General features: G+C 61.2%; 24 protein-coding genes. 15 read left to right on the forward strand and 9 right to left on the reverse strand.

What is annotated here, in order from left to right; translation table 11 throughout:
- The first annotated feature begins 125 nt into the window (after window positions 1–125).
- The 5 genes from X730_RS137090 to X730_RS137065 are packed head-to-tail and all read left to right on the forward strand — an operon-like array spanning window position 126 to window position 6,261.
- On the forward strand, window positions 126–1,226 hold the full coding sequence (locus X730_RS137090; protein ID WP_023827586.1) for a protein-glutamate O-methyltransferase CheR: 1,101 nt from the start codon (window positions 126–128) through the stop codon (window positions 1,224–1,226).
- Window positions 1,226–1,930 carry a chemotaxis protein CheW gene (locus tag X730_RS1000000166950; RefSeq protein ID WP_081731675.1) on the forward strand — a complete coding sequence of 235 codons (705 nt, stop codon included), beginning with the start codon at window positions 1,226–1,228 and terminating at the stop codon, window positions 1,928–1,930. Before X730_RS137090 ends, X730_RS1000000166950 begins: the two co-directional genes overlap by 1 nt.
- A complete protein-coding gene (locus X730_RS137075; RefSeq protein WP_023827587.1) occupies window positions 1,927–4,200 on the forward strand; it encodes a hybrid sensor histidine kinase/response regulator in 2,274 nt (757 codons plus the stop codon). Before X730_RS1000000166950 ends, X730_RS137075 begins: the two co-directional genes overlap by 4 nt.
- 22 nt (window positions 4,201–4,222) lie before the next feature.
- The gene (locus tag X730_RS137070) at window positions 4,223–5,260 is read left to right on the forward strand and encodes a chemotaxis response regulator protein-glutamate methylesterase (protein WP_023752935.1); all 1,038 of its coding nucleotides are present in this window, start codon (window positions 4,223–4,225) and stop codon (window positions 5,258–5,260) included.
- A gap of 47 nt (window positions 5,261–5,307) precedes the next feature.
- Entirely contained in the window at window positions 5,308–6,261 is a 954-nt protein-coding gene (locus X730_RS137065) for a PleD family two-component system response regulator (protein ID WP_280816247.1), read from the forward strand.
- A gap of 13 nt (window positions 6,262–6,274) precedes the next feature.
- Here the strand turns inward: X730_RS137065 and X730_RS137060 are convergent, their stop codons facing one another.
- The 5 genes from X730_RS137060 to X730_RS137040 form a co-directional block, all read right to left on the reverse strand.
- Window positions 6,275–6,964: an aldolase gene (locus X730_RS137060; RefSeq protein ID WP_023689452.1), complete on the reverse strand. Its 690-nt coding sequence runs from the start codon at window positions 6,962–6,964 to the stop codon at window positions 6,275–6,277.
- Window positions 6,957–8,129 (reverse strand): alpha-hydroxy acid oxidase, encoded by a 1,173-nt coding sequence (locus X730_RS137055; protein WP_023827589.1) that lies wholly within the window; start codon window positions 8,127–8,129, stop codon window positions 6,957–6,959. The genes X730_RS137060 and X730_RS137055 overlap by 8 nt, the downstream gene beginning before the upstream one ends.
- 68 nt (window positions 8,130–8,197) lie before the next feature.
- On the reverse strand, window positions 8,198–9,103 hold the full coding sequence (locus X730_RS137050; RefSeq protein ID WP_023713489.1) for an SMP-30/gluconolactonase/LRE family protein: 906 nt from the start codon (window positions 9,101–9,103) through the stop codon (window positions 8,198–8,200).
- Between the two features lie 909 nt (window positions 9,104–10,012).
- Window positions 10,013–10,570 carry a carboxymuconolactone decarboxylase family protein gene (locus X730_RS137045; protein WP_023827590.1) on the reverse strand — a complete coding sequence of 186 codons (558 nt, stop codon included), beginning with the start codon at window positions 10,568–10,570 and terminating at the stop codon, window positions 10,013–10,015.
- Between the two features lie 82 nt (window positions 10,571–10,652).
- Window positions 10,653–11,456 (reverse strand): alpha/beta hydrolase, encoded by an 804-nt coding sequence (locus tag X730_RS137040; protein WP_023827591.1) that lies wholly within the window; start codon window positions 11,454–11,456, stop codon window positions 10,653–10,655.
- 109 nt (window positions 11,457–11,565) lie between these two features.
- On the opposite strand from X730_RS137040, the gene X730_RS137035 reads away from it, so the two are divergent.
- From X730_RS137035 to X730_RS137005, 8 genes are all read left to right on the forward strand, one after another.
- Window positions 11,566–12,474, forward strand: a complete 909-nt coding sequence (locus tag X730_RS137035; protein WP_023827592.1) for a LysR family transcriptional regulator — start codon at window positions 11,566–11,568, stop codon at window positions 12,472–12,474.
- Between the two features lie 576 nt (window positions 12,475–13,050).
- Window positions 13,051–13,548, forward strand: a complete 498-nt coding sequence (locus X730_RS137030) for a sigma-70 family RNA polymerase sigma factor (protein WP_245261438.1) — start codon at window positions 13,051–13,053, stop codon at window positions 13,546–13,548.
- A complete protein-coding gene (locus tag X730_RS137025; protein WP_023827594.1) occupies window positions 13,545–14,384 on the forward strand; it encodes an anti-sigma factor in 840 nt (279 codons plus the stop codon). The genes X730_RS137030 and X730_RS137025 overlap by 4 nt, the downstream gene beginning before the upstream one ends.
- A gap of 275 nt (window positions 14,385–14,659) precedes the next feature.
- A complete protein-coding gene (locus X730_RS137020) occupies window positions 14,660–14,905 on the forward strand; it encodes a DUF680 domain-containing protein (RefSeq protein ID WP_023827595.1) in 246 nt (81 codons plus the stop codon).
- Between the two features lie 95 nt (window positions 14,906–15,000).
- The gene (locus tag X730_RS137015) at window positions 15,001–15,972 is read left to right on the forward strand and encodes an MBL fold metallo-hydrolase (protein ID WP_023827596.1); all 972 of its coding nucleotides are present in this window, start codon (window positions 15,001–15,003) and stop codon (window positions 15,970–15,972) included.
- 31 nt (window positions 15,973–16,003) lie between these two features.
- Window positions 16,004–16,483 (forward strand): tetratricopeptide repeat protein, encoded by a 480-nt coding sequence (locus tag X730_RS137010; protein WP_023707900.1) that lies wholly within the window; start codon window positions 16,004–16,006, stop codon window positions 16,481–16,483.
- 49 nt (window positions 16,484–16,532) lie between these two features.
- Window positions 16,533–17,036 (forward strand): DoxX family protein, encoded by a 504-nt coding sequence (locus tag X730_RS01715; RefSeq protein ID WP_245261439.1) that lies wholly within the window; start codon window positions 16,533–16,535, stop codon window positions 17,034–17,036.
- 461 nt (window positions 17,037–17,497) lie between these two features.
- Window positions 17,498–17,935, forward strand: coding sequence for a nuclear transport factor 2 family protein (locus tag X730_RS137005; RefSeq protein ID WP_023827599.1), 438 nt, complete (start codon window positions 17,498–17,500; stop codon window positions 17,933–17,935).
- 30 nt (window positions 17,936–17,965) lie between these two features.
- Here X730_RS137005 and X730_RS137000 read toward each other — a convergent pair whose 3' ends face one another.
- From X730_RS137000 to X730_RS136990, 3 genes are all read right to left on the reverse strand, one after another.
- Complete coding sequence (locus tag X730_RS137000; RefSeq protein ID WP_023827600.1) at window positions 17,966–18,472, reverse strand: GNAT family N-acetyltransferase; 507 nt, start codon at window positions 18,470–18,472, stop codon at window positions 17,966–17,968.
- Between the two features lie 498 nt (window positions 18,473–18,970).
- Complete coding sequence (locus X730_RS136995; protein ID WP_023827602.1) at window positions 18,971–22,114, reverse strand: efflux RND transporter permease subunit; 3,144 nt, start codon at window positions 22,112–22,114, stop codon at window positions 18,971–18,973.
- Between the two features lie 7 nt (window positions 22,115–22,121).
- Window positions 22,122–23,294, reverse strand: a complete 1,173-nt coding sequence (locus X730_RS136990; protein ID WP_023827603.1) for an efflux RND transporter periplasmic adaptor subunit — start codon at window positions 23,292–23,294, stop codon at window positions 22,122–22,124.
- Window positions 23,295–24,037: 743 nt separating this feature from the next.
- Here X730_RS136990 and X730_RS136985 point away from each other — a divergent pair.
- Window positions 24,038–24,328 (forward strand): DUF982 domain-containing protein, encoded by a 291-nt coding sequence (locus X730_RS136985; protein ID WP_023827604.1) that lies wholly within the window; start codon window positions 24,038–24,040, stop codon window positions 24,326–24,328.
- A gap of 283 nt (window positions 24,329–24,611) precedes the next feature.
- Window positions 24,612–26,246: a GMC family oxidoreductase gene (locus X730_RS136980; protein WP_023827605.1), complete on the forward strand. Its 1,635-nt coding sequence runs from the start codon at window positions 24,612–24,614 to the stop codon at window positions 26,244–26,246.
- Between the two features lie 265 nt (window positions 26,247–26,511).
- On the opposite strand, the gene X730_RS0134870 is transcribed toward X730_RS136980, so the two are convergent.
- A partial coding sequence (locus X730_RS0134870; protein ID WP_031197449.1) for a cbb3-type cytochrome c oxidase subunit I occupies window positions 26,512–26,815 on the reverse strand: 304 nt, incomplete at its 5' end.

Raw genomic sequence — 26,815 nt, forward strand, 5'->3', positions numbered from 1 at the left:
AAAAGCTCCTGACGGAAACCATTGGACTAGACAGTGCCAGCGTTGGTCCGACAGTGGTTCGTCAGGCGGTCAGAGAACGGATGGAAGCATGCCGGATAACCAACCCTCAGGCCTATAGGCAACACTTGGCCGGTTCCTCGCAGGAGCTGCAGGAGCTGATCAATGCGGTGGTGATCCCAGAGACCTGGTTCTTTCGCGACCGAGAAGCGTTCACGATGCTGGCGCGGCATGCGCGCGCGCACAAGCCTGCTCAGCCGATAAGAATCCTGAGCCTGCCATGTTCAACCGGCGAAGAGGCTTACTCGGTCGCCATGGCCATGTTCGATGCCGGCTTTGAGGCGCATGAGTTCAAGATCGATGGCGTGGACGTCAGCAGCCGCAATATCGCGACGGCTGAACGCGCCATCTATGGCCGCAATTCGTTTCGCGGCAGCCATCTCGAATTCAAGGATCGCTATTTCGAAGCGACCGAGGGCGGGTTGCGGCCTGTTGCTGGGGTGCTGAAACAGGTTCGGTTCATGGTAGGAAACCTGTTCGGTTCTCACGCGCCTTTCGGGCAAGAGGTCTATGACATCCTGCTTTGCCGCAATTTGCTGATCTATTTCAATCGAGAGCTGCAGGATCGCGCATTGATCTGCCTGAAGGACCTGCTGGCCAAAGACGGACTTCTTCTGGTCGGTCCGGCGGAAGCAGCCCTTCCAAGGGTGCATGGCTTTATTTCCGCTGAATGGCCATTGGCCTTCGCCTTTCTGAAATCGGAGCCCGTCAAGACCACGGCGCCGAAAGTTTCGGCCGCCCTCCCGGTGCGGACGCCAAGCCCTAAGGTCAACAAGAGCGAGCCTCTTCGTCCGTTCCGACCGACAATTGGCAATGAAGGCCGCGGGCAGGCTCCGGCCAAGCCGCTTGCACACGCCTCGGAAAGCCTCATCGCGGTTGAACGGATCGCCAATGCAGGACGCGTAAAGGAGGCACAGGAGGTCGCCCTGGCGCATCTCAAGGAGTTCGGTCCTTCCGCAGAAATCTTCTACCTGCTGGGCCTCGTCCAGGATGCGGATGGTTCTGCACCCGAAGCCGCGCAAAGTTATCGCAAGGCGCTCTATCTCGCGCCAAATCATCGAGAAGCTCTTGTCCATCTGGCCTTGCTGCTTATCAAGCAAGGCGACCATAACGGCGCCGAGGCGCTGGCCGGCCGGCTGGGTCGGGTCCAGAAAAGGAGCGGCAGTTGATGGCGGCTTCGACAAGGATCGCTCAGCCGGTGGAGGAGATCGAAATCAACGACTGCTGGCGGCAAATAGGCGTACGGGGTGACAAGTCATGTCCGCTACTAGAGCAGCATCTCCACTGCCGCAATTGCCCGACCTACAAGAAGATCGCACGACGCCTCCTCGACCGTGCAGCTCCCTCGGCATCTCGCGACGAATGGCCTGACAACGCTGGTCGTGCAGGGATCGATTCGGCAGACAGCGACGCGCTGCAGACGGCCGTTCTCTTCCGTTTGGGGGAGGAATGGCTGGCACTTCCGGTCGGTATTTTTCATGAAGTGGCTGAATCTCGTCGCGTTCATTCACTTCCACATCGCAGGAACAGTGCACTGCTCGGCATTGCGAATGTCCGTGGTGAATTGCTCATTTGCCTTTCCCTGGCCGAATTGCTCGGGATAGACGAGCGCAAGGAAGGGGAACAAGGCACACGAACCAAGGTATTTCGCCGCCTTGTCGTGGTAGGCGAGCGCGACAAGCGGGTTGCTTTTATGGTTGATGAGATCCACGGCTTACATCGGTACCAGGAACGCGACACTCTCGCTGTTCCGGCCATGATTGGCAAGGCACTGTCGGCCGCTACGGTTGCCGTGCTGCCATGGCAAGGACGAGCCGTTGGCTGTCTCGATCCACGACAACTGCTCACGATGCTGTATCGGAGCATCGCATGACAGATGAAGACTTCAGCCAGGTTTCGATGCTCAGCCTCTTCCAGGCCGAACTGGAGACGCAGTCACGGGCTCTAACCTCTGGACTTCTGGCACTCGAACGCGATCCTATCGCCGCCGACGCCCTGGAAGCATGCATGCGTGCCGCGCATTCTCTGAAAGGAGCTGCCCGCATCATCGACCTGATGCCCGCAGTCAAAGTTGCAAATGCGATGGAAGACTGCCTGGTCGCAGCGCAACGCGGGCATCTGAGGGTGCGACGGGAGCATATAGATGCGCTTCTGCAAGGTTCTGACCTTTTGAAATTGATCGCATCGGGATCATCGAGCGAGAGCGCCAACTCAGAAGTCGAAACCTTTCTCGCGAAGTTCGAGGGGTTGTCCCTCCCCCAGGCAAAGCCCGGTCCCCAAGATTCTGCAGCTGATGTCGCAACTCCAGATCATGCCCAGGAGCAACTGGCGACGACCTCTTCAGCGAACCTCCTCGTTGGGGCGGTACCGCAAGCCCACGGCAGCATCGGCTCTGATAGAATGGTTCGGGTGACGGCAGACAGCCTGAACCGATTGCTCGGGCTGGCTGGCGAGTCGCTGATGGAAGCTCGGCGGCTCAGGCCATTCGCTGACGGGCTGCTACGGCTGAAGCGACTTCAATCGGACCTCGCAAGTGCGTTCGACAATCTTCATGCAGTGCTGCCGCCGGTTTCAAACGATGCGGCGGTGGTGGAGGCGCTGGCTGAAGCGCAGCGAAAGCTTCGGTTGAGCCAAGCGTTCCTGGCGGAGCGTTTCGATGAGTTGGATTCAGTGGATCGGAAAGCGACCGATCTTGCCAACAGATTGTACGACGAAACGTTGGCGAGCCGGATGCGGCCTTTTGAGGACGGCGTGCGACACTATGCGAGAATGATCCGCGACCTCGGTCATACCCTTGGCAAGCGGGTGCGACTGGAGATCGTAGGCGGCTCGACCGGCATCGACCGCGATATCCTCGAGCAGCTCGATGCCCCTTTGGGGCACCTTCTGCGCAACGCTGTAGACCATGGGCTTGAACCGCCTGAGGAGCGCCTCGCGATGGGCAAACCCGAAGAGGGGCTCATCAGGCTCGAAGCGAGGCACAATGCCGGGCTGCTGCAGATAGCCGTGGTGGACGACGGCAGGGGGATAGAGCTCTCGAAGCTGCGCGAGACCGTCGTCGCCCGGCAACTTGCAACCAGGGAAAGTGCTGAAACACTCAGCGAAAGCGAATTGCTCGCGTTTCTGTTTCTGCCAGGCTTTTCCATGAAAGCGGGCCTTACCGACGTCTCAGGTCGCGGTGTGGGGCTCGATGCAGTGCAAGCCATGACGAAGGAAGTCCGGGGAGTCGCAAGCGTCTCCTCAGAATTTGGCCACGGAACCCGATTTCAACTGCAATTGCCGCTGACACTGTCGGTCCTGCGCACGCTGCTCGTCGATGTCGATGGAGAGCCCTATGCTTTTCCACTCGCTGCCATTTCCAAGACTTTGAAACTGCAGCGGACGGAGATCAACGTCCTGCAGGGCCGGCCGCATTTTCGATTGAACGATCGACAGATCGGGCTGGTCACCGCTCGCGAGGTGCTCGATCGAGGTGAGCCCGGATCGGAACCGAACGAACTATCGGTCGTCGTCGTGGATGCGGGTCGGGGCGATGCGTACGGCCTGATCGTTGACCGTTTTCTCGGGGAACGCGAGTTAGTGATCAGACCTCTCGATCCACGGTTTGCCAAGATCAAGGACATCAGCGCAGCGGCCCTGATGGAAGACGGTTCGCCTGTTCTGATCTTCGATGTCGACGATCTGATCCGATCGGTGGAAAAGCTTGCATCGTCCAGCGGATTTCGAGCTCTTCGGCGCGCCGCGGGCGGTCCCGAAGCGAGCAGGCGCAAGCGCGTGCTCGTGATTGACGATTCACTGACGGTTCGCGAACTCCAGCGCAAGATGCTCGGCAATTACGGTTATGAGGTCGAAGTGGCGGTAGACGGCATGGACGGGTGGAATGCCGTCCGGTCTGGTCCTTTCGATCTCGTCGTCACCGACATCGACATGCCTCGCATGGATGGCATCGAGCTGGTGAGTTTGATCAGAAAGGACGCTGATCTCAAGAACACACCCATTATGATCGTTTCATACAAGGATCGGGAAGAAGATCGCGCGCGCGGGCTCGACGCAGGTGCGGACTATTATCTGACCAAGAGTAGTTTTCAGGACGAGGCGCTGATCCATGCCGTCGTGGACATGATTGGCGAGGCGGCTGAATGAGATCGAGATTGGAAGCCAGCGAATGAGAATCGGCGTAGTCAACGACATGCCGATGGCGGTTGAACTTCTGCGTCGACTGGTCCTGTCGACCGGCGAACATCAGGTCGCGTGGATCGCGACCAATGGGCGTGAGGCGGTCGAGGTCTGCAGACGTGATCTGCCGGATCTGATACTCATGGATCTAGCGATGCCAGAGATGGACGGCGTGGAAGCGACCCGCAGAATCATGGCGGAAACCCCGTGCTCAATCTTGCTGGTGACCGCCAGTATCGAAGCCAACCTCGCCGGCGTCTACGAAGCAATGGGTCATGGCGCGCTTGACGCAGTCGATATTCCGTCGGTTGGCATCGAAGGCAACGCCTCCTCGCAATCCGCCCGGCTTTTGACGAACAAGATACGAACGATAGGCAAGTTGATCGGTGATGCGCCTACCCAGGCAAAAAGGCGGATGTCACGTGCGGCTGAGCCGTCAACTCGACGCCTGATAGCAATCGGCGCCTCTGCGGGCGGGCCGGCTGCCGTTGCCGCAGTCCTGAGCGCGTTTCCCGTTGATTTTGGCGGCGCGATTGTGCTCGTCCAGCATCTCGATGCTCAGTTCGTTCCAGGCCTTGTTGATTGGCTAGGGCAGCATACGCGTCTCCCGATCCGTCCGGCGGGGGAAAGGGATAGTCCTCAAGCGGGCACCGTTCTCGTTGCCAGTTCTGCGGATCATCTGGTTTTCAAGTCAGCTCAGCAACTTGGCTATACGCCCAGCCCCAAGGACAATGTTTATCGGCCGTCCGTAGATGTGTTCTTCGAAAGTGCGGCGCAATGGTGGCCTGGCTCAGTGATTGGTGTTCTGCTCACAGGCATGGGCAGGGATGGTGCGCGCGGGCTGAGACAGCTCCGTGACAAGGGGCATCTCACAATCGCGCAGGATAGAGCAACCAGTGCCGTCTATGGCATGCCGAAGGCCGCCGCCGACATCGGCGCGGCTGTTGATATTCTTCCTTTGGGTGCGATCGGCTCACGTATAATCGAAGCCTGCGAGCGTCCCCACGTGAAAGGCCCGTTCCGATGACGCAAGAACCAGAGTTGGTCCCGCCACTCGCAGATAACTATTCATCCATGGTTCTGCTCATCGATGATCAGATCATGGTTTGCGAGGCGGTCAGGCGCGCTCTAGCCAACGAGCCCGATATATCCTTACACTTCTGCACCGACCCGTTGAGAGCGATGACGGTCGCGGATGAGGTAAAGCCAACCGTTATCCTGCAGGATCTCGTCATGCCCGGGGTGGACGGGCTACATCTGGTGCGAGAATACAGGAAGCATGCGTCGACACGCGCGGTTCCAGTCATTGTGCTGTCGAGCAAGGAAGATCCAGCCACCAAGGGCGAAGCCTTCGCTGCGGGCGCGAACGACTATCTCGTCAAACTGCCGGATCGTATCGAGTTGATTGCACGCATTCGATATCACACGCGGGCCTATCTGGATCACGTCCAGCGAGACTCGGCACACCGAGCGCTGAGGGAAAGCCAGCGACAGCTGATCAGTGCAAATCTAGAGCTTGAACGTCTGACGCGGATCGATGGCCTGACGGGTCTCGGTAACAGGCGCTATCTTGACGAATATCTGGCGGCTGAATGGAAACGCGCTTTTCGCGCACAGTCCCCACTGTCGCTGTTGATGATCGATGCCGACAACTTCAAACGATACAACGATACCTATGGCCATATGGCCGGCGACGATGTGCTCAAGCAAATCGCCCGCGTAATCCAGAGCGGTTCCGGCCGTTCCACCGATCTCGCTGCGCGGTACGGAGGCGAAGAGTTCGTCATCGTGCTGGTCGACACTATACTGGAACAATCCAGTGCGATCGCCGAGCGGCTCGTCCAGAGCGTGCGAGAGTTGAACATACCCCACGGCCCGGATCGCGTGACCATCAGCGTCGGCGTCGCAACAGCGGTGCCCACAGAGAACGAGACGCCAAACGATTTCGTCAATGCCGCCGATTTGGCTCTGTTTCGTGCCAAATCGGAAGGACGAAATCGTGTTGCGCTTCATATGTCCCGCAGCTAGAGAAGCTCACATCTCAGTCAACGAAGCGCGCCCTGTTCGATTTGAGGACGACCTTGGCGAAGTCGGGCATCTCGAGACCTTGCCGCACCAGGCCATCAAGAGTTTTCTCAGCCGCCCTGATGGCGGAGAGCCGGGCCAGCACCGTCTCAGCCTCCAGGCGAGGCACCACGGCGAGACCGTCGCGGTCGCCGACCAGTATGTCTCCCGGCGAGATAGTCACTCCTCCCACTACCACCGGGAATCCGACCGTGCCTGGACCATTGCGCGCAGGCGAGTTCGCAATGATCCCGGCACAGTAAACCGGCAACCCGACCGCCTCGATCCCGACAACGTCGCGCACGAGGCCGTCAGTGATGAAGCCGGCGACCCCCTTGTTGCGCGCCATGCCGAGCACGAGATCGCCAGTTACCGCCGTACCGGCAAAGCTGTCGGTGGCCGCGACGATGACATCGCCACTTGCTGCGGCATCCAGTGCTCCAAACAGGGCGAGGTTGTCGGCGGGACCGCAGTGACAGGTCACGGCGACGCCGACCATCGTCGCAGTAGCTGGCGACAGTGGCTTGATCGCATAATGCAAGGCGCCGCGTCCCCCCATCGCGTCTACGACCTGGCTAACCGGCACGCCCGCAAAAGCACTGATGATTTCTGCTGCGGGCCGTTCGAAACGGCGCTTGATGGTGAGCAGTGGTGGGTCTTCAATCATGTAGCGGCCCCATTCCCTGAACGAACGAAATACAGTCCGGCCCGAGGTCGCGCAGGCTCCGCGCGCCCATCAGTCCCATGACGCGGTCGATTTCCTTGCGGTAGAGTTCGAGCACGTGGCGTACCCCCTCCTCGCCGGCGACCGCGAGCCCCCACAACTGCGGCCGCCCGATCAGACAGCACGAGGCGCCGAGCGCCAGGGCCTTGACGACGTCAGAGCCTCGCCTGATGCCTCCGTCAATAAGCACTGGTACGCGGCCGGCGACAGCCGCGACAACTGCCGTCAACGCGTCCAGGGATGCGGCGGCGCCGTCAAGCTGACGTCCCCCATGATTGGATACGATGATGCCGTCGATTCCTCGGGCTACAGCCTCGGCGGCTTCGCTGGGATGCAGGACGCCTTTCAGCAACAACGGTCCGGACCAGACAGTGCGCAGCCAGTCGACATCGGCCCAGGAGAGTCCGGGATCGAGCATTGCCGCCATCCGGCCCGCCAATGCACCGACCGTGGCCGTATCTCCGGGGCGCGCGTAGTTGCCGAAGGTCAGTTTCGGGAGTCGGGTGCGCATACGAAGAAGCCACGCCGCCTTGGTGGCGGTCGCGAGGGTTCCGGCCACACCGAAGCGCGGCGGGATGGCAAAACCGTTGCGGATGTCGCGTTCACGGTTGCCAAGCATCTGGTTGTCGATGGTGAGCACCAGCGCGTCGTAGCTTGAGGCACGCGCCCGATGCACCATTTCTCGGGTGAAGCCGCGATCGGTGTAGACGAACACCTGCATCCACCGTGGGCTACTTCCGGTGGCTGCTATGTCCTCCAGCGTGCAGACGGATCCGTGGCTGGCGCAGTAGAATGTCCCTGCGGCCGCTGCGGCTCGGGCGGCTGCGCGCTCGCCGTCGGGCCAGAACAGCCCAGCCAGGCCGGTTGGCGCGATGCCCAGCGGGATGGCAAGTTTCGCGCCGAAGAGGTCAAGGGAAAGGTCTCGCGTCGTTGCACCGTTGAGCGGTCGCGGCAGAATGGCAACCTCGTTGAAAGCTTGCTCGTTCCGGCGCAGCGTTCGCTCATCCTCGGCACCGCCATCGGCGAAGTCGAACACCGGGCGTGGCAAAGTCCGCCGCGCGGCGATGCGGACCGCGGCCACGCTGTACAGGCGCTTCAACGCCGCCATCGAAGCAGACGATGCCGCACCGCCGGCGCCGGGGTCATCGCCTGTGTTTGAGGCGGACGAGGAGCTACTCACGGTTGCTTTCCGCCGATGCGACCATGATGCGTCGGTCCACCGCCTCCCGGAACACGCACGCAGGAGAGTGTTCCCTCAAAGGAGGGATCGCTGCCGGTCGCCAGCACGCCGGCATTTGTCACCCAAAGCATCTCGCCCGAGAAGACGCAGTTGGTCGTTGCCTTGCCGCAGACGAAGAAACCTTCCGCTGTGCCGTTGGGCTTCAGAACGTGAATGCCGTTGGCGGCAATATCCGTGACATAAAGGCGGCCATCGGCTCCGACCTTCAGCCCGTCCGGGATCGGATTGGGCCCAGGCAAGCGGCCCAGGTCTTCGACGCAACCATCCGGACGCTGCCGCTTGACGCGCCCCGTATAGGACTCCCCCCAAATGATCGAGCCGTCGGCTTCGATCGCCACACCATTGGGGAAGGTCGGCTTGTCGAAGCCGAGAGCAAGGTACGCACTGCCGTCGGGGTTGACGGCAAAGATGTAGCTTGGGTCCGGATTCCCCGGGTTGTATGTGCCGGGATCGCTGAAGATGAGCCGGCCGTCAGCAGCAAATACAAGATCGTTTGGCCCATTGAGCCGAATGCCCGCGACCTCGCTCAGCAGGATTTCCGGCTTTCCGCCTTCGGCAACCCGCTGGATCGATGGCGTCGTCATGTCCGCGGCCCGCCAAGGTCCGGTCGTGCCGCCGTTCTGGCAGACATAGAGCAGGTCATCCGATCCGAGAACGCAGGCGTTGGGCGCTCCGGCAACATACGCGAACTGGCGAGCACTTCCGTCGCGATCTATGGCCGTCAGCTGGCTGCGATAGCTTTCGACGATGACAATTCGGCCATCGGGCAGCACCGTCGGGCCCTCGGGCCAGCCAAGGCCGGTCGCGACAACCTCGACGGCCAGCTTTTCAACCTCGTTCATCGTGCGACCCCCAGAACGGCAGCCTATCAAGATTTGTCGGGTATAATCCAGCCTGACGATCTGGCGGTCACCGGACCCGGCGACTCGAAAGATAGCCAGGCTGACGTGCGCGTTGCTGGGCCCCCCCTAGGCCGGCCCCCACCCCGACGCCGGTGAACCCCGACGGGCGGAGGCCTATGGCTACAGCGACGAGCCGATCGGTGTCTACATAGCTCGGTAGCACTGGCTTGCTCCTCCAGGTTGCGTGGCAGGATTAGGTGCTGCTGAGGCCAGCGTGCAAGGAACAAGTGCAGGTGGAGAAGGTTGAATCTCAGTTCCTCTCCCTCTACCACCCTCAAAATCGAAACAATTCTCCCGGTCGCTCCATCGCGGCCCGAAGCGCAGCGTTCGCGGGGTTTTCGGCCGAGAGTTGGGGAATGAGGACACGACCTTCTTCCCCTATCCGCTCTCTGAATGCCCATCATTCTCCGAAGCTGGGGAGTAGCTCCAGAAATCCCCAGGTTTCTACGGCAGCAATATCAACGCACTAGCACTCGCCTCGATGGGGCGGTTTGCGGCTCGCTTGCCTGCCAAAAACATTACAACTATCCCACCGCTCCCTAGGACTGCCTGGCCAACTAAGGGCGTCGCCAACCCACTGCTCGGACGTCAGGTTAGGGGCCGGAAGCGGAAGCTCGGCTTTTGGCCGCCGAAGAATGATAGCAGACGAAAGGGTCGGCAGACGAACGTCTGAAACCGACCATCAGCTGATTGATGAACGCCACCTGGGCATAGCTGAGATTAGATCACGCAACATGGAAAGCTCGATGACGGCCGCGTGGCAAATTTCACTCGGTCCTGGCGTTACATGGTCTTTGCCTCCGCGCCCAATGCATCGAACGCGCCCGGCACGACCGCATACTGTCCGGATCAGCCCCTACCTGTCTGCCAGACATGCGGCTGAAATGGGGTCTCCAGCGGCGGTTGGGTGATGTTGGACGTGTAGTTGGTGATCGTAGACGCCGCAAGAACGGCGACCACCTCTAGCAACCGGCTCTCATCAAAGCCCGCATCGAGGAATTCGCGCTTTTCCACCTCGCTGAGCCCACCGCGCCTCTCGATAAGCGTACGCGTGAGTTTCGCCAGAGCCGCATGCCTGGCGTCCACAGGTAGAGCGCCATCTCTGATGCTGGTGACAGATTCAGCGCCGACCCCCTCGGCAATCGCCAGATAGGAGTGAAAGGCCACAGCCCACTCTGCCTTGTTGGTGACTGCATTTGTCAAAAGCAGGATCTGGATCTCCGCTTCGCTGAAGCTCCCGCCATGTACCCGCGCGAAGAGGTCGGTCAAGCTGCCGATAAGCACAGGCGAGGTTGCCATCGTGCCGGCGATATTTGGAATGAAGCCGAAGGCTGAATTCAGTGCCTCAAGTGCCGGCCTGGAAGCTCCGGGCGCCGTTTCGATGGAGTGAATGGGAAAGTTCGTCATGTGTCTGTCCTTGATGGCAATTGGGCGCAGTTTGGCGCCGCAAATGGGGTAGAGACCTGAATTCTCAGGTGACGGTGATCGCTCAATGGGCCTGCGCCGCCTCCTCGATCACTTCAGCAACATTTGCCGGATGAGAAAGCATGACAACATGCGATGCACCCTGCACGACCACCACTTCGCGCGCGTGCGCACGCTTCGCCATGAAGTCGTGCAGAGCCGGAGGGATGCTTTTGTCGGCCGCGCCGTAGACGAAGTAGGAGGGAAGGGTTTTCCAGGCGGCCGCGCCTGAAGCTTCCTTCAGCGCGGTCTCGGTAACAGGTCTCTGCGTGATAGCCATCAGTGCCACCTGCTCCGTAGGCAGGTCGGCGGCAAAGGGTCCGGCAAATTTTGCCGGATCGACGCACAACTGAAGGCTGCCATCTGGCAGCGCAATTGGCTTGGCCAGAGCCGCGCCAAGCTCGCTACCCGGAAACTTGCTGATCAAAGCGAAGGTGCTCTCGCCCTTGTCAGGCGCGAATGCGGCGACATAAACCAGCGCCCTGACATTCTTGCTGTTAAGCGCGGCGTTTGTAATGACGGACCCGCCATAGGAATGGCCAACCAGCACCACAGGCCCGTCGATGCTCTCCACCACGCTGGCAACGGCTGCGGCATCGCCAGAGACGCTTCGAAGCGGGTCCGCTACTGCCACGACGGTGTAGCCATCGCGAGAGAGAATCGGGATCACTGAATTCCAAGACGAACTGTCTGCCATCGCACCGTGAACCAGAACAATGGTGGGCTTGCTGGACGCGGCTTCGGTCGCCCCAGAGGCGAGCAAAAACGCAGCCACTGCCGTCACCGCCAGCCGCCAGCCGAACAGGACACGTTTGATTTCACACTTCATAGATCATCTCTCCTTGGAAGGCTCGGCTATCTGTCGTTGTATCGATAGACGATGATGACTGAGAGATAATGCTTGTATTTTGCATGATATTCATGCCAGTTTTGCATGAATGGACGTTGACGACCTCAAGACATTCTGCCGCGTCGCTCAACTTGGCAGCATTGCGGCTGCGGCGCGGGCCGAAGCCAGCGAGGCATCGACATTGTCTCGCAGGATAGCTGGACTGGAAGCACAGCTTGGGACACGACTGTTCCAGCGAACGACCCGGAAACTGTCGTTGACCGAGGCCGGAGCGATTTTCCTGTCTCGCATCCTGCCTATTGTGGACGAGGTTGCGGCGGCCCGCGAAGCAGCGCTTGCCACCGTCGAACAGCCAAGCGGCATGTTGCGCGTTACAGCCTCAAACGCCTACGGCGAAGCGGTCGTCGCGCCACTGCTGGCCGGATTCTGCGCGCAGTACCCGCGCATTGAAATTGATCTGCTGCTCTCGGACGCTTTGGTGGACCTCGTTGCCCAGCAGGTCGACGTCGCCTTGCGTCTCGGGCCGCGTCCGACCGGCGACCTCATCGTCTCCAAGTTAAAGTCAATCGAGCGTCGTTTGGTGGCGTCGAAAGAATATCTGTCTTCAGTGCCTCAAGTCGATCGGCCAGAAGACATTGGTGCGCATGTCTGTTTGCCGACCACGAATTCACCTCAAACGCCGCTGTGGCTGTTCAGGCGGGATCTCGAAAATATCGAATTGACCGTGCCGGCGAAGATCAGGACCAGCAACACACTGGCGCTTCGCCAGTTGGTACGCGACGGCGTCGGGATCTCGCTGCTGCCGGAGTGGTCGGTGGATGAGGACATCAAAAGCGGAAGGCTCGTCCAGCTCCTCCCGGGTTGGAAGATCAGCGTCGGGGCGCAGGAGAGTGCCGTGTGGGTCGCTTATCCTTCGCGCGCCTACCTGCCCCTGAAGACGCGGAAATTTATTGATTTCTTTAAAGAGCAGATATTGTCGGAGGGCTCGAACTCTTGATCCTCTCGGCTAACGCCAGATGGACAATGTCTGTGCGCCGCTGGTGGCGCCTGTCACATGGCCTCCAGTCATCTTTTTTCGCTGTCCGGGAATAAAACGCCGCCCGCCCTGGTCTTCCATGCATACGCTGCTGATTGACCTTGAAGGAACGCCCCCCTGCAATTCCACATACTGACGACCATGACGGCAACGGTCGACGCGTTCCCGAGACCTCTTGAAGGCGACGCGTTGGGCGCCTGCGGCTGGCTGGCTCCCAGCCTGTCTACCTTAAAACGTCCTGCCCCGGTCGGGATCGAGAATGCTAAGACGCCACGGATCCATGCCGGCCGTGGATTCGGCAATGCTTGTGCTCAAGAGCGCGTCCGGGTGGATGCATCGTTGCGGTCCTGTGTGTGATTGACATCGATGAGACAGTTGCCTTCAAATTCACCGCAACTGGCGACCCGGCATGTTTCCTCTGGGTTCGATCGCAAGGCAGAACCATTCTCGCCCCATGAGCACTCAAGGCGAGGCGCATGTGACGGTGTACCGATGCTAAGCAGCAATGCGCGAGCCGACCGCTTCGGCGAAGTGGTAATGCCCCATCTCGCCGACGCGCTTTCGCTGGCCCGCTGGCTGACCGGCAATGCCACCGACGCCGAGGATGTCGTGCAGGACGCCTGCATGAAGGCACACGCCAACATCGCAAGCTATGCAGGCGGCAATGCACGTGCCTGGCTGCTCACCATCGTTCGCAACTCGTGTTACACATGGCTGGCGCGCAATCGCCCGCGCAGCATCGTCTCGGTGGGCGACCTCGGTGATCTCGACGAGGTGAGCGCCGCTCACGCAGTCGATCTGAGTGAGAGCGAAAGCCCGGAGGCGAGCCTGATCGCCAAGACAGACGTGGCGGCCCTGGAGGCGGCGATCGCCGCTCTGCCGCAACCCTTTCGAGAAACGCTCGTGCTGCGCGACGTGAATGGCCTCGCCTACCGCGATATCGCAGCCATGCTGGGCGTGCCGATTGGCACGGTGATGTCGCGGCTGGCGCGGGCGCGTGGCCTGCTGATCTCTGACCTTGGGAGGGCGCAATGAGTGCGCACAACGATGGATTGCCCGAGGACGCCGCAGGCATGAACCTGATGCTGCACGCGCTGATAGATGGCGAGCTTGACGCCGCCGCGGCCATGGCTGTCGAGCGGCGCATCGCGGCCGATCCCAAGCTGGCGGCCGAACATGCCCGCATCATGGTCTTGCAAGGGGCTGTGGCCAGGCTTCCGAAGCCCCAGGTGAGCGACGAGTTCAGCGCGCGCATTGCAGCCATGGCAGCATCCGGCAGCGTCGAGGTGCTGCGGCCCAGAGCGCCGATACGGGCGAAGTCCGCTCGAACGTGGTGGTCGGCGCGCAACTTCGGATCATTCGACTGGCGCGCCATGGCGGCCTCGATCATGATCAGCGCAGTTCTGGCCAGCGGCGCGACGCAATGGGCGATGCAGCCTAGCGTAGCCGACAGCTTTGCCGCAGGGGTAGCCAGCGGCCACCAACGCAGCCTGCTGGCGACCAGCCCCGTCGATGTCGTCTCGTCGGACCGGCACACGGTAAAGCCATGGCTCGATGCAAGGCTCGGCCTTTCGCCGCCGGCGCCGGACATGGCCAAGGACGGATTTGCACTCATCGGTGGCAGGGTCGAGGTCATCGGCGGCCGGGCGGTGCCAGCGCTGGTCTATCGCCACCGCGAACATCTGATCACCCTTGTGGCCGAGCCGCAAAATGCCGGGGTGGTTACCGACCCGGTCGATCTCTCGGAGGGCGGTTTTTCACTTGTGCATTGGAGCGACGGCGCCTTCTCATACTGGGCGATTTCCGACATGGAGCGGCCGGAGATCGACGACTTCGTGGCGCGCTTCCGCGTCGCCATCGTGACGGGCTGATAACCGTCTGTCGAAGCCTCTTCAGCCGATATCAAGTGCGATGTCACTGTTGGCTCAGCTCCTTACACGGGCTGAGACTACGGCAGCATGGTGCCGACCTTGGACGTGCGCATGCAGCGTCGGCCCCAGTTCCGGGCGGGCGCCGCCCCTGATGTCGGGACCTCCAAAAGAATTTTCGCGCCGCCCGGGAATAAAGGGACGTCCTGATGGGTCTTCTTGTTAGCGGGGCCAGTTTCCCGGCACGCACCCAAGAAACGAAAAAAGGATCTACCGAAATGACCAAGCTCGCTCTCAGCGTGGCTGCCATGCTGCTTGCCTCAACCGCTGCCTTTGCCGGCAGCGACCATGGCGGCAACAACTCCAATCAGCCGGTCGCTACCGTTGACACCAATGCCACTGCTTCCATTTCCCCCTCCCCGCGCCAAGCCGGCGTCGACACCATGGTGACGACCGGGCCGCGCCAGGGGTCGGCTCAGGACATCATCACCAGGCACAACAACGACGGCATCTGGGGCCGCTGAAGACACCCTTCCGAACATCTTCTCTTACCACTCACGATGGAGAGCCAAACCTTTGGCTCTCCATCATCACCCCATAAGGCTGCAGGAGATCACCTATGTTCATGATGACACGTCGCACGTTGCTTGGAACCACGCTCGCCGCGACCGCCTTCGGTCTGGCCGGCAAGCTGGAATTCACCCGTCCCGCCTTCGCCGAAACGTCGGTCGAGCCGGCCGTCGGCTTCTACAAATACAAGGTCGGCGATATCGAGGTCACCGCCATCTATGACGGCATCTGGCGCAAGCCGCACGACCCGGCCTTCATCAAGGATGTCTCCGTCGAGGACACCAAGGCAGCGCTTGCCAAGGCCGGCCTGACGACAGACTTCATGCCCATCCCGCTCACCGTCGTCGTCCTCAAGATGAACGGCAGGCTGATTATGATGGATGCCGGATCGGGCGTCGGCCAATGGCAGACCAATGCCACCCATCTGCCGGCCAACATGGCCGCCGCCGGCATCGACTATAAGACGATCGACACCATCATGATCTCGCATTTCCACCCCGACCATGTCTGGGGCCTGATGGAAAAGGGCACCAATGCGCCGGTGTTCCCCAATGCCGAGCTGATCGTCAACGCCACGGAATATAAGTGGTGGACCGACCCCAGCCGGCTGGCCAAGCTGCCGGAAGGCCGCAAGCCGGCGGGCAAGCGCATCGCCGAAAATTTTCCGAAATGGAAGAACTGGAAGCTGGTCAATGACGACGCCGAAGTCGCACCCGGCATCCAGATCATCGCTGCGCCCGGCCACACGCCGGGACATTCGGTCTACCTCGCCAACTCCGGCAAGGAACAGCTGATGATCTCGGCCGACACCATGTATGTGCCCGCCCTTCTGGCGCCGCATCCGGAGTGGCAGGGCAGTTACGACCAGGACGGGCCGATGGCGATCACCACGCGGCACAAGCTGATCGATCGCGTGATCGCCGACGACATCCGGATCTCGGGTTCGCATTTCCCGTTCCCCGGCACCGGCGTCTTCGTGAAAGACGGCAATGCCTATGGTTTCACCCCAGTTCAGATTTGAGCGCGAGCTCCCAACCCGAGCGAGAAAGATGATGAAACAATCCTATCTGGGCAAGCACGCCCTGTTTGGCCTGCTTGGCGCCATTGCCGTGCTGACCATCGTTCCCGTGGCCACTATCATGCCGGCCTATGCGGTCGACGACATCGAGGGCACCGATGCACCCGACCTCACCGCCGTCCAGGCCAAGATCGCCGTCAAGGACTACAAGGGCGCGCTGGCCGATCTGCGTGATCTCGCGCAGGACAACCAGCAGGCCGACGTCTACAACCTGCTCGGCTTCACGTTGCGCAAGACCGGCGATTTCACCACGGCGCTGACCTACTACAACAAGGCGCTCGAGCTGAAGCCCGACCACAAGGCCGCCCGCGAATATCTGGGCGAACTCTATGTAGAGACCGGCGACATGGCCAAGGCCAACGAGCAGTTGGCGTCGCTGCAGAAGCTGTGTCCCGCCGGCTGTGAAGAACTCGAAGACCTCCACAAGGCCATCGACACCAAGGTGACCAAGTAAAACCAGGCAGGCGCTGCAAGGCGCCTGCTCCTTTCCCATGGAGCCCATCGTGACAACGACACAAACCGCCTGGAAACCACATCTCACCGACTTGACCCTGCTGACGGGTCGCCTGCTGCTCTCATTGCTCTTCGTGCATGAAGGCCTGGAGCTGGCGACGCATTTCGCCGGTGCAGCCAAGGCAATGACGGCGCTCGGCGTCAGCCTGCCGCTTTTAATAGCCACCTTAGCGCTGCAGCTGGGAGCTGGCCTTTCGGTCGGCCTTGGTCTGCTGACGCGTCTGGGCGCGGTGGCGCTCGGACTTTTCTGTTTGGCAACGGCAGCTTTGTTCCACACCAATTTCGCCAACCAGAACGAATTGCTGCATTTCGAAAAGGATCTCGCAATAGCGGGCGGCATGTTCGTCCTGGCCATAGCCGGCGCCGGCGCGATATCTCTCGACAGGGTTCTGAACGGCCTCGTGAAGTGCCGGCAACAGGACAGAAAGACGGTTGCGGCGCTCATAGCGGCCGGTAGGCCTTTCTCGTTGGGCGAAATCAAGCTTCCATTCTAAATCGGCAAGACGTCGGGTCTCATATCAACCCGCCCGCCCGATCCGAACGCTACAAACGCCTCGGGCGACCCCTGATGACGAAAGCCGTTCATGGCGGGTTGTTTATCCACGTCCGCTTATCGACACGGATAGGAACGCCCTATCGGCCGATATGAGGCGCATTGCGGTCCGGCAGCCTTGGGGCCGAGAGCTGAACGTCCACTGTTAGCTGGCGGCAGATCGAAGCTGCCCTCCTGCGGGGATCCAATCACGGATGCGTTTGTCCCCACCGGCATCAGTTGTAATGCAACTTTGTTCTAAAACAGGAGGAAGCGGTTCTGTTTCGGATGGCATGCCAAAGATTTTGCGGAAAGCACATTATTGGACCAGGTCTTGGAGCAGCTATCGCAAAGGGTGCAGCGTTCCAATCGGCCCGGGAAGCCTCTGCTAACCCCTGAGTATAATCTGAGGAGGATTCTGCAATGGACACAACGGTTGAGAGCGACTGTAACGCCATACGGGCTCTGATCTCGCGCCAGTTTGCAAGCATGAGTTGGAAGGCGGCGGGCGAGCCCGACTGGGAGAAATTCCGATCCGATTTTTTTCCGGATGCGCAAATGTTTCCTTCATCGCGGCCGGCCCGGCCCCAATCCGTCCCCGCGTTCATCAAGCGAATGAGTTCTCTCGCAGGAAGCGACCTGTTGTCGCTTGATGAAAGGGTTCTCGGCAGCAAGATACAGGTGTTTGGCAATGTAGCAGTGGCAGTTATCGCCTGTGAGAATGTCGAAAACGAGATCAACTTGGAGCGAGTGGTTGAAATGATGCTTTTGGTGAAGGATCAGGGCAACTGGAAGATTGCGGCGCAGGCTTGGGACAAGGCAGGGGAGGACACGAGCCTGCCCACAGATATATTGGATTAATGAGCCGATAGCCGCAGCCGGGTGAAGCCATTATTTTCCTGCTGCGTCCGGTAAACCCGCTCTGGTCATCAAGTAGTCGTGGAATTGGTGTGGACCCATCATTACAGGCTCCAGACGCTCGATCGAAAACCCCTGGGAACGGTAGAAATCGATCGCGGATTGGTTCTTTTCAGCGACAAAGAGCGCTTGCGGATAACCTACGCCGAAGTAGTTGCGAACTGTCTCGATCAGGAGTTTGCCCAATCCCATCCCTCGGGTTTCAGGCAGCAGATACAGCTTCTTGATCCACAGGGTTCCGCCTTGAACATACGCGGAGGCATAACCTGCGTCCTTCCCGTCTGTCGTAATGATCCAATAGCTTTGCCGTCGCTCGTGCATGTCCGCGTAGAGACTGGGCATGGAATAGATATCGGCTACGATGCCCGCCGCCAGGTCTGCGCCGATCAGGGGTGTATAGTGGGCCTGCCAGATGACCAGGGCTAGGTCCCGGACCCGAAGGAGATCGGTCGGGGCAACCAGTAAAATGTCAATGACCACCTAGACGCCTCCCAAAAGCGACACAAAGCAGAAGTTACTGTTTGAAACAGAATTGGCAAATTCCGTATGGGCCTGCCCCTAATTCCGAGAGGAACCTTACCCGGAACCACGCCGATCGAAAGAATTTTCACACATGTCTGCGATTGAGTCGCTCGTGCCGAGAACTCGTAGCAAGCAGTACAGCGACCGGGTCGAACCGGGGGAGACGATATTCGACAAAATCTATGAGCTAAGGAACGACTTTTCGAAATCCGGTTCTGCTGATGTGCGGTAGCAACGCAATCTGGTGATGGCCGAGAAGGACCAGAACTGCTGGCATTCATCCATCGTTTTTCGAAAGCGCCGATGCCTTGGGCGATCACGTCGGTTGCCATGGCAAGCGAAACGATGGCTGCGGGGTTGAAGATCACCACCCACCATTTGCGGCCGGCCAGGAAGCGGTAGCCGTCGGCCACCTATGGGGGTCCCGAAGGGTACGGGCCGGCCCGGTGGACGGCGCTAGACAGGCTCTTGCCGGCCATCTGCCTGTCCGCGCGCGGACTTTTCGCCGCGCAGTCGGCTCGTCAGCGCCGAGACGAGGACGAAGAACAGCGGGACGAAGAACACCCCGAGCAAGGTTGCCGCCAGCATGCCGCCCATGACGCCGATCCCAATTGAGTTCTGCGCACCCGAAGAAGCTCCTGTCGCGGTCGCGAGCGGCGTGACGCCGAGAATAAACGCAAGCGAGGTCATGATGATCGGCCGGAACCTCAGCCGCACCGCTTCCATGATCGCATCGGCGCGGCTGCGGCCGCAGGCTTCGAGGTCGCGGGCGAATTCGATGATCAGTATCGCGTTCTTCGAGGCGAGGCCGATGGTGGTGAGGAGCCCCACCTTGAAGTAGACGTCGTTGGATTGACCGAACAGCCACGCCGCGAGCAGCGCGCCGAAGATGCCGATGGGGACCGACAAGATCACCGCGAAGGGGATCGACCAGCTTTCATAGAGAGCGGCCAGGCAGAGAAACACGACGACGAGGGAGATCATGTACAGCGCCGGCGCTTGGCTTCCCGACAGACGCTCCTGGTAAGACAGCCCGGTCCAGGCCACCGTGAAGCCGTTGCCAAGCTTCGCCACCAGTTCCTCCATCCTGTCCATGGCCGTGCCCGAACTGGTCCCAGCTGCGGCCGTCCCCTGAATTTCAACCGCCGAGACGCCGCCGAACCGGTCGAGCTTCGGTGGTCCAAAAGCCCATTGCGTGCTGGTGAAGGCCGAGAACGGCACCATCTCGCCGTTCGAATTGCGGGCGTACCAGCGGCTGACATCTTCGGGCTGCATGCGAAACGGGGCGTCGGCCTGCACATAGACAGGCTTGATCTGGCCGCGATCGACGAAATCGTTGACATAGGATCCGGCCCAGGCCGTGCCGAGGATCGAATTGATGTCGGCGATGCCGACGCCGAACGCGCCGGCCCGCTCGCCGTCGACGTTGATGCGGAATTGCGGCTGGTCCTCCTGTGCGTTCTGCCGCACCCCGCTCAGGCTCGGATCCTGGTTGGCGCTCGCAAGCAGGGCGTCACGCGCGCTGACCAGCGCATCCCGGCCTGCCCCGGCGGTATCCTGCAGATACATGTCAAAGCCGGCCGAAGTGCCCAAGCCGGGGATGGCGGGGGGTGCGAGCGCGAACACCTGCGCATCGCGAATGGCGGCGAACCGCTTCATCGCGCGCATCGCGATCGCGGTGGCGGCCATGTCCGGGCTTGCCCGTTGTTCGAACGGCTTCAGCCGGACAAATGCCATGGCGGCGTTCTGCCCGCTTCCGGCGAAGCCGAAACCGATCGCCGCAAAGACGCTCTCCACCGACTGCTTTTCGGTGTTGAGGAAATGATCGCTGATCTGGCTGAGCACAGCCCGTGTCCGCTGCTCGGTCGCGCCGCTCGGCAGTTGCACCTGCACCATCAGGACGCCCTGGTCCTCGGCCGGAATGAACGAGCTTGGCAGGTCGCGAAACAGGTAGACTGCGCCGGCGGAAATCAACAGGAAGATGACAACCACGCGCGCCGGGCGCCGGATGATGCCGCCGACCGAGCGCTCGTAGCCGTTGGTCGTGCCTTGGAACGCTCGATTGAACCAGCGGAACGGGGGGAACCGGCTCTCCCCCTGGCGCGGCTTCAGCAAGGACGCCGCAAGCGCCGGCGTGAGGATCAGCGCCACCAGGACGGACAGCAGCATCGCCGTCACGATGGTGACCGAGAACTGGCGGTAGATGATGCCGACCGATCCGCCGAAGAATGCCATCGGCACGAACACCGCCGTCAGCACCAGCGCGATGCCGATCAGCGCGCCGGTGATCTCCCCCATCGACTTCTCCGTCGCCTCGCGCGCCGAAAGCCCCTGCTCCCCCATGAGCCGGTCGACGTTCTCGACCACCACGATGGCGTCGTCGACCAGAAGGCCGATCGCCAGCACCATGGCGAACATGGTGAGCGTGTTGACCGAATAGCCCGCGATCCACAGCACGCCGAAGGTTCCGAGCAGCACCACCGGCACCGTGATCATCGGTATGATCGTCGCCCTGAAGTTCTGCAGGAACAGCAGCATCACCAGGAATACCAGCACGATCGCCTCAAGCAGCGTACGCTCCACCTCCCCGATCGAAAGCTCGACGAAGGGTGTCGTGTCATAGGCGTACACCACCTGAACATTGGCGGGGAGCGTTCCCTTCAGGCGCTCCATCGCCGCCCGCACGCCGGCGGCCGTGTCGATCGCGTTGGCTCCGGCGGCCAGGTTCACGCCGAAACCGGCGGCGGGCTTGCCGTTATATTGCGAGCTGGTCGCGTAGGCCTCGGCGCCGATTTCCACCCGCGCCACGTCGCCGAGGCGCACGACCGCGCCGGCGGTCTCGGTCTTCAGGATGATGTTGCGGAACTGGTCGGGCGTTTGCAGCTGGCTCTGAGCGGTGATCGTTGCGTTGAGCTGCTGGCCGGAAACCGCCGGCGTCGCGCCGAGCTGGCCTACGGAGACCTGGGTATTCTGAGCCCGGACGGCTGACGTGACATCGGCGGGGGTAAGCTGGAAGCGTTCGAGCCGCGTCGGATCGAGCCAGATCCGCATCGCATAGCCGGAGCCGAAGACGTTGAGGTCACCGACACCCGGCACCCGCCGGATGACATCCTCGATGTTGCTGGAGATGTAGTCGCCGAGGTCGTTCGAGCTCATGCTGCCATTGGTCGAGGTCAGCGTCACGACCATCAGGATGCTGGTCGTCGACCTGTTGACCCTGATGCCATTTGCCTGGACGGGGTCCGGCATCTGCGATTCGACCAGTTGCAGCTGGTTCTGCACGTCGACCTGCGCGATGTTGGGGTCCGCCTGGTTGTTGAAGGTCAGCGTCAGGCTGGCGCGGCCGCTGGAATCGCTCGACGCCGTCATGTAATCGAGATTTTCCAGCCCCGTCATGTTCTGCTCGATGACGCGGGTTACCGAATTTTCCACCGTCTGCGCACTGGCGCCGGGATAGGTCGCGGTGATGCGGATCGTCGGCGGGGCGATCTCCGGATATTGCGAGATCGGCAGCCTGGTTATGCCGAGCGCGCCGCCGAGCATGATGGCGATCGCGATGACCCAGGCGAAGACCGGCCGGCGGATAAAGAACAGCGACATGTCGGCCTCATTGGCTCGGCGTGGTTGAGGACGTCGCGTCCTGCGCCACGCCCTGGGCATCGAGCCCGACTTCGGTCGTCTTCACGGCCTCTCCGTTGCGCAGCTTCTGCAAGCCGTCCACGATCAGCCTGTCGCCCTCCTTCACGTTCTCGTAGACGAGCCAGGCGTCATGGTACGATTGTTGCGTTTGCAGGACGCGCTGCTCGGCCTTGCCGTCGGCGGTGACGAACATGGCTGTCGCCTGCCCCTTCGCATTGCGGCTCACCGCGCGCTGCGGCAAAAGAAACCCCTTGTCACCGGTCCCGACCGCGACCGTCGCGCTCACGTACATGCCGGGCAGCAGCACGTGTTTCGGATTGCCGATGCGCGCCCGTATCGTCACGGTTCCGGTCGTCTCGCTGACATTCGCCTCGGCAGCCTCGATCGAACCGACCTCCCGATATTGAGAGCCATCCTCGAGTGTGAGCCGGACTTCCGGCGACGGACCTGCCTGATGCAAGGTGCCTTCGGCGATCATCTTGCGGACCCGCAGCAGGTTGGCGCTGGACGCGGTCATGTCGACGAACATCGGATCGGTCTGCCTGACCGTGACCAGGGCGCTGGTCTGGTTCGCTGTGACCAGGGCTCCCTCGGTGACCAGCGATGTCCCGATCAGTCCCGAAATCGGTGCTGTCAGCCGGGTATTGTCGAGGTTGATCTGCGCGGTCTCGATCGCCGCATTCGCGCCGGCAAGATCGGCCTGCGCCTGCGCCAGCGCCGCGCGCGCGACATCGAGCTGCTGCTGCGAGGCGACGTTGCGGCGGGCGAGTTCGCCCTGACGCCCGAACTCGGCCTGCGCATTGGCGACCGTCGCCTTGGCCCGTTCCGCGGCGGCCTTGGCGGAATCGAGCGCCGCCCGGTATAGGCGGTCGTCGATCTGGTAGAGGACATCGCCGGATTTGACTTCCCCGCCCTCCCGGAAGAGCCGCTTCTGGATGATCCCGCTCACCTGCGGGCGTATCTCGCTGACCCCCGAAGCGACCGTGCGGCCCGGCACGGTGGCGACGAACGGAACCTGCTGCCCATGCAGCGTCACGAAGCCGACTTGCGGAACCGCGGGCGCGGCCGCGCCGACCGGCGCAGCCGAATTGCTATCGCTGTTCGAGCAGCCGCTGAATGTCGCGGCAAGCGCTGCCGCCAAGAGGGTGGGAGCCGATGAAAATCTCACGACGCTACCTCGTTGATCAATGCGCTGGTCGCGCTCGGGAAGGCGTTACGAAGGGCCCTAACTGGCAAGGCGCCAAATTGTTCGTTCTACAATCCCCGGCCCTCTCGGCCGGTCACGGCCGCGGATTCGTCGCGGCGTGCGGGAACGCCTGGGCCGCAGCGTGGTTCGGGGCGCAACCATGGCTCGATCCACTCGCTGTCGGGTCGCCCGGTCCCGTTCGGCCGGGCCTCATTCGAAAGGATTTGCAATGGAAGAGCGGCTCCAGCGCCGCCGAGAGGCGCAGGCGTCATCGTCATCACCGGAGCGTCCAGCGGCATCGGCAAGCCACTGACGAAGCCCTTGCCCGCACCGCGCCAGTCTCGTGCTGGCAGCGCGTCACCTTGACGAACTGGTTCAAACCGAGGCCGCCTCGCGCCTGCAGCGCTCGTTGCGATGGCTGAGCTGAAGACCGGCAGGAACGACTGCCAGCCCACTTGCAGGCCACGTCAGAGGGTACCCCGACGGAACAATGACGCCGTGGCCCGGTTAGGCGCCCTCCGGATTCTGGCGGATGACAAGGACCAGGTGAAGCCGATGGCGAATGCCTACAAGAGCGGCAATCTTTCAAGGATTGGTGCTCGCTCCACGCCAAGCAGCTTGCCCAGGATGTCGCTCGGGCCCATGCAACTGTCGGGCCGTTCGCACGTTCCGAAGATATAGATCAAGGAGTTCCCACCATGATGTCCTGCACCTTCATCCACCCTGTACACGTCTTTGTAGGGCTGGGATTTCCGCACGAGGTCGGTTCCGTTCTCGAGGCCTACCGCGTGCTTGAAGACTGGTCTGGCAGCCGCGGTACCGCGCATTCGGAGACGCTGGCGGCCTGCCGTTCGGCCCTGTTGGGCGGCGGTCATGCGGAGCAGGCGCGTGTCGCCTTCGAGGAGTTCGCCCGAGCCCGAGGCATCCTCGCGCCGGACGCCATCGACACGGCCGCCGCGCGTCACGCGGAAGAGTGGCTGGGGGTCTGAAAGCTCAACTGTTCAAGCAAGGGCTCTGGCTGACGTTCCGGACCCAGGGTAGAGATTGGTTACGCGCGCTTGCAGTTGGCCTAATGAAGCCCAAACGGAGAGAACGCGACGCCACTGGCGTAAATTCCCCCGGGGTTTTTTCTAGTGAGACCGACCACCCATCAAACTGCTCCTTCGCGCCCTACCTGCCTTGCCAAGCCGGGCGAGGGCCTGCTTTGAGCGCGCTTGGCGTTGGAACCCTTCTGCTTTCGTGCGAATGCCTTGGCTCGCCACGGAGTGAAGCTTGATCGCTCAATTCACCACAGCGGGTGATGGACTTGCCTACGATATCTGCATTATCGGAGGTGGCACTGTCGGACTGGCCATTGCCTCGGCTCTCGAAGATGCGAAGCTTCGAATCTGCGTTCTGGAAGCTGGCGGGAAGTGGCAGACCAAGCGCTCGCAAGAGCTCTATGACGGCATCGTTGCAGATCCTCTCGCCCATTCGTCGCTGAAGAGTTTCCGGATACGCGCTCTGGGAGGGTCGAGCCGAGCATGGGGTGGCCGCTGCGTGCCGTTCGATAGCATTGACTTCCAGAAGCGCGAATGGGTGAACCAATCGGGCTGGCCAATCACCTACGAAACCTTGCTGCCCTACTATCGTCTTGCGCACGAGGTGATCGAGGCTGGGCCGTTCGACTACGATCCAACAAGTGCGTTACCGGGTTCTCCACCTGAACTCGTCCAAGGTGTCGACGGCGATTTGTTTAGAACCCGGTTGGAGCGGTTTAGCCCACCAACGAACATGTGGAAGCGGTTTGCCAAGTTGCTGCGGCGCTCACAGCACATCCACGTCTGGTTAAACGCTGCGGCGACGGGAATTCGCCTGGTGCCGAACGGGCGCTCAGTTCACCACATCGACGTTGTTGACCTGAAGGGCACAAAGCGTGAGGTCACAGCGTGCCACTACATATTGGCCGCCGGCGGCCTCGAGACTACCCGGCTGCTACTCGCCTCGAATGATGTGATGCAGGCTGGAATCGGCAACGCCCGAGATCAGCTTGGCCGCTACTATATGGCCCATCTTGGAGGCACAGTCGGAGCTCTAAGGTTGCCCAACGCCCTTCAGGCAGTCGCTTTTGGGTACGAGCGGGACGCGGCGGGAATCTACTGCCGAAGGCGGCTGGCGCTCACTCACGGAGCGCAGCGGGAGCATGGGTTGCTCAACCAGATCTTTCGCACCCATCTACCAGATCCTGCCGACCCCAGCCACAACGACCCGATCCTCTCGGCGATGTATCTCGTTAAAAGGACATTTCTCCCAAGATACCTGAGAGGTCAGCAGCAACGTTCAGTGACACTGAAGCAAACGTTCGCGCACCTTCACAACGTCGTTTCTTCGCCGTTGCGCCTCGGGCGCTTCAGTGCGGGCTGGATGGCGAACAGAACATTCGCACGGCGAAAGCTGCCCTCTGTGGTGTTGGAGCCGCGCTCCAATTTGGTCGACCTGGAGTTCCATTCGGAGCAGGAGCCGAACCACGCAAGCAGGTTGACGTTAACGACCGAACGCGATCGGCTGGGCATGCCGAAGCTGCGCGTCGATTGGAAATTCACGGACAACGATCTCCAGAGCATTGCCCGCGCCCATCGGCTGCTGGGTTGCAAGTTGGAGAAGATCGGAGCCACCATTTCCGGATTTGAGCCTGACAATGTGGTCGAAATGGCAAGAAAATCAGGAGCCATGAATGGTCATCATCTCGGCACTACAAGAATGTCTGCCAGCCCGAGTGACGGGGTTGTTGACGCTGAATGCCGAGTGCATGGGTTGACGAACCTGCACATCGCAGGTGGCTCGGTTCTGGCCACATCCAGCGAGGCCAATCCCACGCTGACTATCTTGGCCCTTGGGCTCCGCCTTGCCGAGAAGTTTCGACAGTGATGACCGATGCGGGCAGAAGCGGAATGACAGCCGCCGCTTCGACCAATGCTTCCAGGTGCGAAATCCGGCTCCGGCATGGCCCGCTTATTCCCTGACGCGGCGGCTCTGAGATCGAGGGCTTGCACATTGCTGCGCAACATAACTCACGCTCTTGGGGGTTCCCCTGGCTGCGGGTTCCGACGGATAGCTCGCCAGGACAGTCGTCTCCAGTCGAGCAAGGCGGAACCGGGGCAGGCCCGCCCGAAAGGACCTCGACAACCCGGCCTCATCTGATTTGCGGCAGCCTGTCCCATTGATGGAAAGGGGGTGGAGAGGTCAGCTCCCACTCCAATGTGGTAGCTCCTGGCCCCCATGGGTTCATGCCGGCGGCTCTTTGCCGGTAGAAAGCTTCCAAGATGCCGAAGAGGAAAATCACGACACTCGCGGCCGACAGGTACGATCCATACGAGGACACCATGTTCCAGCCGGCGAATGCGTCGGGATAGTCGACATAACGACGCGGCATGCCAGCCAATCCAAGGAAGTGATGGGGGAAGAAGACGAGGTTCACGCCGACGAAGGTCGTCCAG

It is taken from the genome of Mesorhizobium sp. L103C131B0, from assembly GCF_000502275.1.
Taxonomy (GTDB): domain Bacteria; phylum Pseudomonadota; class Alphaproteobacteria; order Rhizobiales; family Rhizobiaceae; genus Mesorhizobium.